This is a genomic window from Bacillus sp. EKM420B (assembly GCF_011065565.1).
Taxonomy (GTDB): Bacteria; Bacillota; Bacilli; order Bacillales; family Bacillaceae; genus Bacillus; species Bacillus velezensis.
This window is the reverse complement of sequence record NZ_JAAMNX010000066.1, coordinates 1-235: the sequence shown is the minus strand read 5'-3', so window position 1 is coordinate 235 and position 235 is coordinate 1. Positions and strand designations below refer to the sequence as shown.

Genomic DNA, 235 nt, shown 5'->3' with positions numbered 1-235 from the left:
GAACCCCCGCGGGCTTTGACACCCCTGTCGGTTTTCAAGACCGATCCCTTCAGCCAGACTTGGGTATTCCTCCGTATAAGTGGTGGACCTTGTAGGACTCGAACCTACGACCGGACGGTTATGAGCCGTCTGCTCTAACCAACTGAGCTAAAGGTCCAATGGTAGCGGCGGAGGGGATCGAACCCCCGACCTCACGGGTATGAACCGTACGCTCTAGCCAGCTGAGCTACACCGC

At 57.9% G+C, this 235-nt stretch carries 1 tRNA gene; it reads right to left on the bottom strand.

Going from position 1 to position 235, the window contains the following annotated elements:
- Nucleotides 1-80: 80 nt before the first annotated feature.
- Nucleotides 81-157, bottom strand: a tRNA-Ile gene (locus tag G9F48_RS19560).
- Between the last annotated feature and the right edge of the window lie 78 nt (nucleotides 158-235).